At 36.9% G+C, this 10,341-nt stretch carries 5 protein-coding genes and 2 pseudogenes; 6 read left to right on the forward strand and 1 reads right to left on the reverse strand.

The features are described 5' to 3' along the window. Positions 1 to 4: 4 nt before the first annotated feature. From F9B91_RS09115 to F9B91_RS12175, 3 genes and pseudogenes are all read left to right on the forward strand, one after another. Positions 5 to 2,710, forward strand: coding sequence for a phage tail tip lysozyme (locus tag F9B91_RS09115; RefSeq protein WP_150923092.1), 2,706 nt, complete (start codon positions 5 to 7; stop codon positions 2,708 to 2,710). 708 nt (positions 2,711 to 3,418) lie between these two features. Continuing rightward, the gene (gene ltrA, locus F9B91_RS09125) at positions 3,419 to 5,341 is read left to right on the forward strand and encodes a group II intron reverse transcriptase/maturase (protein WP_150923093.1); all 1,923 of its coding nucleotides are present in this window, start codon (positions 3,419 to 3,421) and stop codon (positions 5,339 to 5,341) included. 138 nt (positions 5,342 to 5,479) lie between these two features. Beyond that, positions 5,480 to 5,602: pseudogene (locus F9B91_RS12175) on the forward strand (CHAP domain-containing protein); the annotation flags it as partial. A 30-nt stretch (positions 5,603 to 5,632) separates the two neighbouring features. Here F9B91_RS12175 and F9B91_RS11325 read toward each other — a convergent pair. Then, on the reverse strand, positions 5,633 to 5,821 hold the full coding sequence (locus F9B91_RS11325) for a hypothetical protein (protein WP_191962436.1): 189 nt from the start codon (positions 5,819 to 5,821) through the stop codon (positions 5,633 to 5,635). Positions 5,822 to 5,839: 18 nt separating this feature from the next. Between F9B91_RS11325 and F9B91_RS09145 the strand changes: the two genes are divergently transcribed. The 3 genes and pseudogenes from F9B91_RS09145 to F9B91_RS09155 all read left to right on the forward strand — a co-directional run. Next, positions 5,840 to 6,406, forward strand: a complete 567-nt coding sequence (locus F9B91_RS09145) for a PBECR4 domain-containing protein (RefSeq protein ID WP_150923095.1) — start codon at positions 5,840 to 5,842, stop codon at positions 6,404 to 6,406. A 150-nt stretch (positions 6,407 to 6,556) separates the two neighbouring features. Beyond that, positions 6,557 to 6,967, forward strand: a complete 411-nt coding sequence (locus F9B91_RS09150; RefSeq protein ID WP_150923097.1) for a thrombospondin type 3 repeat-containing protein — start codon at positions 6,557 to 6,559, stop codon at positions 6,965 to 6,967. A 47-nt stretch (positions 6,968 to 7,014) separates the two neighbouring features. Then, positions 7,015 to 10,341, forward strand: a pseudogene (locus F9B91_RS09155) (helicase SNF2); the annotation flags it as partial.

Consider the following 10,341-nt stretch of genomic DNA (forward strand, 5'->3'; position numbering starts at 1 on the left):
GTAAATGAAGGATAAAAGAGAAATTATACGTGCCCGAAAGGCATTTAGAAGAAGCCTAAAAGATGAGAAAAAATTCTTGAAAAAAGGAAAGAAGGAGGTGAGGAAACAGAAAAAAGATTCCGCTGTACTGGATGATAAAGCATGGAAAAAAGAGATAAAGCAAAAGCTAGAGGAGATGAGAGAAGCTTCAAAGGCTAGAGTAAAACAAGCAAATGAAGACTACAATCATATTCTTCAAAATAGTCCTCCATCTTTTTTGAATCGGAAAGAATTAAGAGACAGACGGTTGCCTCATGCTAGGAAACGAATGAAAATAGCCAAGAAGCAATTTAGAGAAGCAAAGGCACAGTCAAAAGAAGAAAGAAAAGAGAGTCGTAAAGAAAGAAAAACCAATCAAAAATTTCTCTACGGTCAGGAATCGAAACATAAATCTAATTTTTTCTTTAAAGGGAAGAGTTTAGAAGAATTAAAAGCTAAGAAAGAAGTCAAGGCCGCAAAAGAGAATCTAAAATCTACTAAACAAGCCTATAAGTCCAAAAAAGTCAGTAGGAAAGCCAAAACTTTTCTTTATGTCCTTGGACGTGAAGGTGGAGAGTTAGCTTCAGAAAATGAAGATTTAGAAGGTTATCGCACTCTACAAGAGACCATTAGAAAAGGGAAACGCTACAGTCGGCTTTCTTATAACATTGGGAAAGCTAGTGTCAAAACAGGACAAGCAACAGGTCGTTTTACCAAGAAAAGACTGACCAACACAAAAGAGCGATACCATCATTTTAAGGATGGAAAAGGATGGAAACTAGCGAAAGAGAATCCAAGTTCCTTTAAAAATCGGTTTCGAAAATTAAAGAAACAAGGTCTTACAAGTGTCCGAAATATCTATCAAAAACTAAAAGCAGCCTTTTCCTTCTTTACATTTGCGGCTGGAAATCCTATAACATGGATAGTAGGAGGATTAGTTTTTCTTCTCTTACTTATGATGAGCTTCTTTTTAGGATTTTCATCTGCTAGTTTGATTCAACAAGATGAATTTGAATTAACAAAAGCTTATACCCACCTAACTTGGGAAGACGCAGAACATACTCGTACAAATGACAAAGGCATTACCTATTACACAAAAATTGATGATGTGATGGGCTATATGAACTTTAAATTCCATGACTACGAGTTAAACAAACCAGTTCACTTATTTAGTTCAGAAACTTACAAGGATTATCTGTCTACTTTGTGGCATGATTTAAACGATGGGGAAGATTTGAGATCCATGCAAGACCTTTATGAAACTCCTAAGTATAAACTCTCGAAAGACGATCAAGAGGAAATGAAGGAACTAAAAGAAGAGGGTGTGTATGCTTCCATGCAGGAATTGGACAATCCATTTGAGGGGAAAAGCAATGAAGATAGTCTAACCATGACTTATCGTTATGGATACTATGATTTAGACGGAAAACCTACTCTTCAGGAGTACATTCTACTAGAAGCTAAGGCTCACCAAACGATTGTCGCACCAATGGATGGAGTTGTATCTCTAGATGGTGACAATGTTATTCTCACTAACGGAAAAGGAGAGAATGAGAGTCGATTGACCTTGTATTCTATTCATAATGGCCGTGCGATTGAGGGGACAAGAGTCCTAACGGGTGATGTTATTGGTGAAACACCAGACGATACAGGCTTGAAAGTTTCCTATCAAAAGTATAAGAACAAGAAAGAAAAATTGGTGTACGTCAATCCGCAATTTTATTTTCCCAAAGTCATTCAACTTCAGACCACTATCTTACCTGCCATTGGTCAGTTTGGTGGGGATGAGTTTGAACGAGCGAAACATATTTATGAGTTTTTGAAATCTCAAGGGGCAAGTCCCCAAGCCATTGCGGCAATTTTGGGAAATTGGTCGGTAGAGTCTTCTATCAATCCTAAACGAGCTGAAGGAGATTATTTATCTCCTCCAGTTGGCGCTACCGATTCCTCATGGGATGATGAAAACTGGTTAGCGATAGGAGGGCCAGCCATTTATAGTGGTGCTTATCCTAATATCCTTCATAGAGGTTTGGGGTTAGGTCAATGGACGGATACTGCAGATGGTTCAACACGTCATACAGCTTTGTTAAATTATGCACGTAGCAAAAATAAGAAGTGGTATGATTTAGACCTCCAACTTGATTTTATGCTTCATGGGGATAGTCCTTACTATCAAAGTTGGTTAAAGGATTTCTTTAAAAATACGGGCAGTGCAGCCAATCTCGCCCAACTCTTCCTTACCTATTGGGAGGGAAATTCTGGTGACAAACTACTGGAAAGACAAACTAGAGCAACGGAATGGTATTACCAAATTGAAAAAGGCTTTAGTCAAACAAATGGAGGACAGGCAAAAAGTGACCCACAATCCCTTGAAGGGGTTCGTGGGGACTTGTATGATCATTCTGTTCCTGGTGGTGGAGATGGTATGGCCTATGCCTATGGACAATGTACATGGGGTGTTGCGGCTCGTATGAATCAGTTAGGATTAAAGCTAAAAGGTAGAAACGGAGAGAAGATTTCAATCATTAATACCATGGGAAATGGTCAGGACTGGGTTGCGACAGCTTCAAGTCTTGGTGGGGAAACTGGCTCTACACCAAGAGCAGGTGCCATTGTTTCTTTTGTGGGAGGTACACATGGTACACCAGCCATCTACGGTCATGTGGCTTTTGTCGGTGCGAGACGTTTCTAACTGAAAAGGTTAGACACGTTCTTGAAAAATCAACCTGATAATCAGGTTAAATTTGAATAGAATGGAGAACTCTTATCTTGAAAATTGGAATGAAGGGGTAACGCCCTGAAACGATTTCTCTAATACTCCGACATGCGTTTATCTTGTGCAAAGGTAAAGGTTTGAAGCTCGGTGAAGTCGGCTGAAAGATACCGTCATTCTTAAGGACTTAAGAATCGAAAGTGTTCCAGAGGTGGAATATGTATCTGATAGGTCGGGAGTCATTAAAAACTAAATAGGGTGAGAATGTGCATGAGCACTGACGAACCAGCGAATGTACGCTCCGAAGGCGAGTACGTAGAAATGCGTATAACAACGTAAGTTGTTTCAACTTGAGGAAGAGTAAGAATCGACGATATGAAATTCCTTGTTATGTTACAGGCATATCAAAGTTGAAGGGGTATAGCTAGGCACCTAAGTTTAGTATTGATAAAGATAAGGGAACGTCGAAAGCTAGAGATGTGGAGGTTGCACAACCAGAGAAACATTGGAAAGAAAATCATAACTTTCCTTAATCTCTAGTGAGAGTGGTGGCACGACCTTTGAAAGTGTTGTAATGATACTGGAGGAACAGCCACTAGTTAATAGTGTATTGTTATGAACTTTATCATTTCATGGATTCTTGTAAGACATAAAAGGTCACGAATCCAAAGAGAGGAGTGATAGACCATGACGAAACCAAAAAATGATGACAAACTATTAAAACATCAAAAATTAAGGTATGCGGAATACTATGGCATGACCGAGATATTTGATGATTTATATTCCAAAAGTCAAAATGGATTCAGTTTTAAGAACTTAATGAACATTATAATATCTCCCGAGAATATACTGCTCGCTTATCGTACCATAAAGCGGAATGGTGGTAGTCAAACTGAAGGAGTAGATGGTGTAACCATTAAAGATTTAGAAAATCTGACCCAAGAAGACTTTATCTCTAAAGTTCAAAGAAGATTTCAATATTATAGACCCAGAAAAGTCAGAAGAGTAGAGATTCCTAAGCCAAATGGGAAGAAACGACCACTTGGCATTCCCTCGATGTGGGACAGAGTAGCCCAACAGTGTATTTTACAAGTGTTGGAGCCAATCTGTGAAGCGAAATTTTACAAACACAGTTATGGATTTAGACCCTTAAGGTCGGCTGATAACGCTATTATGGACTGTATGTATCGTATGAATAAAAGTCATATGACTTATGTCGTCGACGTTGATATTAAAGGCTTTTTTGATGAAGTGAATCATACTAAGTTAATGCGTCAAATCTGGACATTAGGTATCAGGGACAAACAACTTCTAGTGATTATTCGAAAAATGTTAAAAGCACCAATTGTTCTTCCGAATGGAAAAGTGACATATCCAACTAAGGGCACACCACAAGGAGGTATCTTATCTCCACTACTTGCCAATATCAATCTCAATGAATTTGATTGGTGGATAGGACGACAATGGGAAGAAAGAGATTGTAAGGAATTAGTTCCTCAATATAATTCCAAGGGAACAAGACACAAGTCACATGTTTACAGAAAGCTGCGAGCTTCAACGACGCTAAAAGAAGTTTATATTGTCCGATATGCGGATGATTTTAAAATCTTTTGTCGAAATAGGAATGAGGCAGAGCGAACGTTTAAGGCTGTAAAATTGTGGTTAAAAGAACGACTTAACCTCCCTATTTCAGAGGAAAAATCTCAAATTACCAATCTGAGAAAGAAAAGCAGTGAATTCCTTGGGATTACTTTAAAGCTAGTTTCTAAGAATAATCGTTTGGTTTGTTTCTCTCATATTGCATCAAAAGCCAAGAAACGTATTAAACATCAACTGAAACAACAGATGAAATTGATACAAATTAAAGGTGCTAAAGAAACAATTATTCGTGAAATACAGAAGTATAATAGTATGGTTATCGGTATTCATAACTATTATAGTATGGCAACACATGTGAGTAAAGATTTAGAAGAAATTCATTATCAGCTTTATCTCTCTTTTAAAAATCGATTGCAGGCGAAAGGTCTGACAAAAATAGGAGAATACAAGGGAAAAGATAAAGGACTTCTCCCCTACCTCCAATCTCAAAATATTCGGTACTTAATGGGTTATCCAATTCTTCCAATTAGCTATGTCAAGACGAGAACACTAAAAGGAAGAAATAAGAATCTGAATAGGTATACTCCCGAGGGGAGAAAATTGATTCATAAACAACAGGAATCTGTTGAAACATGGAAATTAAAATGGCTGAGAGAACACTCAATTATAAATAAGCGTGCAACAGTTGAATACAATGATAATCGAATTTCTTTATTTGTAGCTCAAAAAGGGAAATGTGCTGTAACCGGTCAGGAATTGGATATGGATGATATTCATTGTCACCATAAGAGACCATGGTTAGAAACAAAGGATGACTCTTATAGGAACCTTATCATTGTTAAACGAGATATTCATCGCCTGATTCACGCAACAAATGAGAAGGTTATCAAAAATCTCTTTCAGCTTTTGAATTTGAGTAATACAGGACTGACCAAATTAAATCAGTTGCGTGAACTTGTAGGAAATCCACCATTATTGAAAGAAAATTTGAACTTAGAACAATTATGTTAATCATATTAATACAGCACGATAAAGCAAAATCGTGATAATACACTATTGATGGAACGCCGTGTGCGGTGAAAGTCGCACGCACGGTGTGAAGCGGGGGAAAAGATGGAGATAGTATCAAAGTTTTACCTATCGCTATAGAAAGTATATGATGACGGTTCTTTCCTTGTGTCTGAAACTAACTATGGTGGCAACCCTAACTATACCTTTAGAAAAATCTCTCAAGCAGATAGTGCCATCAGTTTTGCTTATACTACGAAATAGAAGAGTTTACACTTGAAATTTTAACCATTTTCAGGTAGAATAAATAGTGTAGATGAGTAGTCGGCTCATGGTCAATCTGATAGTAATCTTGGACATAAGGGCCAAGCGGTGGCGGACACCAGAATGAAATCCGATAGCAATCTTGGACGTAAGGGCCAAGCGGTGGCAGACACCAGAATAAACCGACTGACTAGGTGGCTTACAGACTCTGTAAACCACCTTTTTTGTGAGGAAAATATGGCAAATTCTAGAGATTATCGTAATCCAAATTACACCGAAAAAATAAAACTTCAGCGTTTTTTTACTCAGTTACAAATTGCGGCTTCTTTTTTTAAAGAACACTTCGTTGGCAAAATCATGTATTATGAAACAGAAATAGAAAGTGTTGAACTTCATTTTTCACCTACTAATTTCATGCACCTATGTGGTGTTGATTACCGAAAAGGTGCAGGCAGTTTCTTTGACGATTGTTTAAATAGGCATGTCATAATTGATGAGTTGAAAATAAAAAAAGATGGAAGCACAATGCAAAAGTTACAAGTTTTAGGATCAATTGAGGAGTTATTGGGAAAGCATGTTCATCTAACTGGTTCAGGACGTTATTTGTATTTGGAGTTTGATTATGCTTTACGTACAAGAAAACAGATACTAGCATTAACATTGAAAGAGACATCTAGGAAAATTGTTCCTCAATCTTTATTAGATTTGAAGAGAAAGACAGTATTTCCAAAAGGTCAAAAAGTAATTTCAATTTACTCAAAACATTTACAAACGTCGGAACTTTTTTATTATTTAAAAGATTAGTTTACATATCTTTTGTGGCATAAAATATATTTTTATCATTTCCAGGAGAACGCAGTTTTGGCTCGTTCTCTTTTTTGTTGTGATACTTCTTTCAAGGAATATTTGGTAGGATTGGAGTGAAAAAAGATTAACTAGGAAAGAAGGAAGTATATGGAAGCCATTTATCAACGTGATTCGGATCAAGATGGACTGACTGATGCTCAAGAATTGGCGCTAGGCACCAATCCTCTTAGCGCAGATTCTGATGGTGATGGTCGTTCAGATTTAGTGGAAGTAGAAGAAGGAACCAATCCCTTAGAAAAGGATTTACAAGACATAGACAAAACAAGTCTAACCGAACCGTCATCAGTATTTATGGAAATGAAACAAAAGATTTCAGATATGATGGAGAGTCACTACAAGGAATTTATACAGGCTCTGATTAGTATTGAAACAGGGATTGAAAACCAACAAGATCTTGAAGACTTATATACTTACTACATGAGAACAGATGCCGTTTCTCTTTTGTCTAGTGATTTAGAAACCAGTCCTCAAGAGGTTGAAATGGAGATAGAGTTGTAGGGGAATCATGTGATTCTCCTATTTTCGTATAGATGAAAGGAGCGAGTATGGAAGTAATGGAATTATTGGCTATGTTTCGTGGAACAATTCCAAAAGATAGAGAGAAAATGGACCTATTTCTTCGTTACCAAGCGCAACATTTTGATGAGAAATGGCAGGACTTGGTAGAGAGTTTTTTGACTGAAGAGGGCAAGATAGAAGTGATACCTCATGTCTATTCTTTTCATCAAGATATTGTTTCTTTTCTAGAGGCTAGTTCTGAAAATAATGACCAAGATTTAGAAAGTTACACAAGAAATTTTGGACAAGCAGGTCTAGGTAAATTATCTCAATTAAGTAATTTTGAGAAAAAATTGGTGCTAGAAGTCGCAATCTATAATCTTTCCACTCGATTTTACATCCAATCTGAAAAAGAAAAGCTAGAACAACTAAGTGAGCTTGTATTTCATCAGAATCAGGATGTCAATTTAGTCAATGTTTATCGAGTTGCGAATAATCTATCTGACCGTATTAGTAGAGATATAGAGGAATTTCTTCTAATGGTTGATTCTAAAGAACTAAAAAAAGAGGTTCTTGAGATTCATTTTGAAGAAAAAGAGGGAGATGTTCTAGCCTATTTGGGTTCAGAATTGATGGCTACTTTAGATAGTGTTACGGATCTTGTCCATCATGAAGAAAACTACACACAACTCCCACTGACACAAAAGCTAAAGATTATTACTCATTTTGATGAAGTAAAGGCTATAAGAGAAAAGTCTAAGCAAGTAACGGAAGCGGTCTTACCTTTAGATAATATTGACCAGGTAGAAGAAAATGTGGAAGTTCATTCCCTATCTAAAGTAGATAAAATTGTAGAAGAAGCTTTGAAGGAATATCCAATCGGTTCACAGGTAAGTTATAAAGGACAAGTATTTCAGTTGGTTTCGATTGAAAATGCACAGTTAAATGACTTAGTTCGCCTAGAGCTATTCAATGATTCCAACCTGTTATTTGAAGAGAATCCTATCTTATACTTGAACAGTTTGGAAGAGATTGAACAAGTATTGTCTCATGTAGAACTTGAAAAAGAAGATTCAGAGATTGAGATGGATTCATCAAGTGAAAATCAGGAAATAGATTTGTTTTCCTACCTGGAAGAAGAAAATGAAAAGGAAAAGGATAAGGAAACAGAAACGCTTATTGTAGGCATAGAAGAGACGGATGTCCCTGTTCAAGATTTTGTTTTTCCAGATGATTTAGAGGACTTTTATCCTAAGACAAATCGAGAAAAGATTGAAACGAATATCGCCTCTATTGAACTTGTTAAAAGATTAGAAAAAGAGAGACGACAAGCGAATCCAGAAGAACAAGAGCTACTCGCCAAGTATGTCGGCTGGGGTGGTCTTGCCAATGAATTTTTCGATGAACTCAATCCAAAGTATGAAACAGAACGTTTAACTCTTAAGAGCTTAGTAAGTAAATCAGAATACTCCACTATGAAACAAAGTTCTCTTACAGCCTATTATACAGACCCAATGATCATTCGCCAGATTTGGCAAAAATTACTGGATGATGGTTTTGAGGGAGGAAGGATATTAGATCCTTCTATGGGGACTGGGAACTTCTTTGCGGCGATGCCTAGAAGTATACGAGATAAATCAGAACTCTATGGGGTTGAATTAGACAGTGTGACAGGCGCAATCGCAAAACAACTCCACCCCAATACCCATATTGAAGTGCGAGGATTTGAAGAAGTTCCCTATCAAAATAATAGTTTTGATTTAGTCTTAACGAATGTTCCGTTTGGAAATTTTCGGATTGCCGATAAAAACTATGATAAACCTTATATGATTCATGATTACTTTGTCAAACACTCACTTGATTTAGTAAGAGATGGAGGCCAAGTGTCGATTATCTCATCTATCGGGACAATGGATAAGCGGACAGATAATGTCTTACAAGAGATTAAAACCAACACTCATTTTTTAGGGGGAGTTCGGTTGCCGGATACGGCTTTTAAAAAGATTGCAGGTACTCGAGTGACTACAGATCTCCTCTTCTTTCAAAAGGATCAAGCAAAGAATCTTAATGAGGAGGAACTTGTCTTTAATGGCTCTATTTCTTTTGAGGAGGATAAGCGTGTCTGGATTAATCCTTATTTTGATGGGAAATACAACACACAAGTTTTGGGTGAATATGAGGTACGTAATTTTAATGGAGGAACCCTCAATGTTAAGGGGGGATCAGAAACATTAGCTACTGACATAATGGAAGCATTAGAGAATGTGGAAGCACCTAAACAAATTGACAATTCTTTGAAAGCACCTGTTTTTATCCAAGAAGAAGTAGATAATTCTGTCCCAAGTCGTATACGTGAGGACTTAGCGCTGTATTCTTTTGGATATGAGGGAAATCAAATTTATTACCGAGATACGCATGGTATTCGAAAAAGCTCAAAAGTAGACGAAATTAGTTATTATGTAGACGAGAAGGGAGAGTTTAAAGCTTGGGACAGTTCTTTGTCTGAACATAAAATAGATCGATTCGTGCAACTTCATTTGACAGATGAGGAAGCACTAGATGTTTACAAGTCAGAAGAAGCGAGTAAAAGAGGGAAATATAAGGGCTTGTTCAAAAAAACTGTCTTTTATGAAAGTCCCTTATCGGATAAGGATATTAGTCGCATTAAGGGCATGGTTGATTTGAGAGAGACCTATCAAGCCTTAATTGAAATTCAACGTCATCAAGATTATAGTCGGACAGATTTTCAGGTATTACTTAGTAAACTCAATCATGACTATGACCGCTTTGTAAGTCAATTTGGATACTTGAATGCCTCAGTCAATCGGAACTTATTTGATAGTGACGATAAGTATTCTTTACTAGCAAGTTTAGAAGATGAATACATCGATTCTAAAGATCAGAAAGTAAAATATAAAAAATCTTTAGCTTTTGAGAAAGCATTGGTTAGGCCAGAGAGAGTGATTACAAGAGTTTCAACGGCTCTAGATGCCTTAAACTCCAGTTTATCGGATGGTAGAGGGGTTGATTTAGACTATATGGTATCAATTTATCCCGAACATAGCCAAGCTGCTATTTTAGATGAGTTAGGAGACCAGATTTTAATGGATCCAGAAAGCTATTTAAAAGGAGAAAGAAAGTATCTTTCTAAGAACCAGTTTTTATCAGGAGACATTCTCAACAAGATAGAAGTAGTTCAACTATTAGTAGAGGAAAACAAGCAAGAATATGATTGGAACCATGCTTTAGATTTGTTAGAATCTGTTCGCCCTCCAAGGATTCATCTGGCAGATATTGAGTTTAAAATAGGGTCACGTTGGATTCCTCAATCCGTTTATGGTAAATTTGCCTTTGAATGTTTTACCAATCGTGAA

The sequence above is a fragment of the Streptococcus mitis genome (genome assembly GCF_008763935.1).
GTDB classification, from domain to species: domain Bacteria; phylum Bacillota; class Bacilli; order Lactobacillales; family Streptococcaceae; genus Streptococcus; species Streptococcus mitis_DB.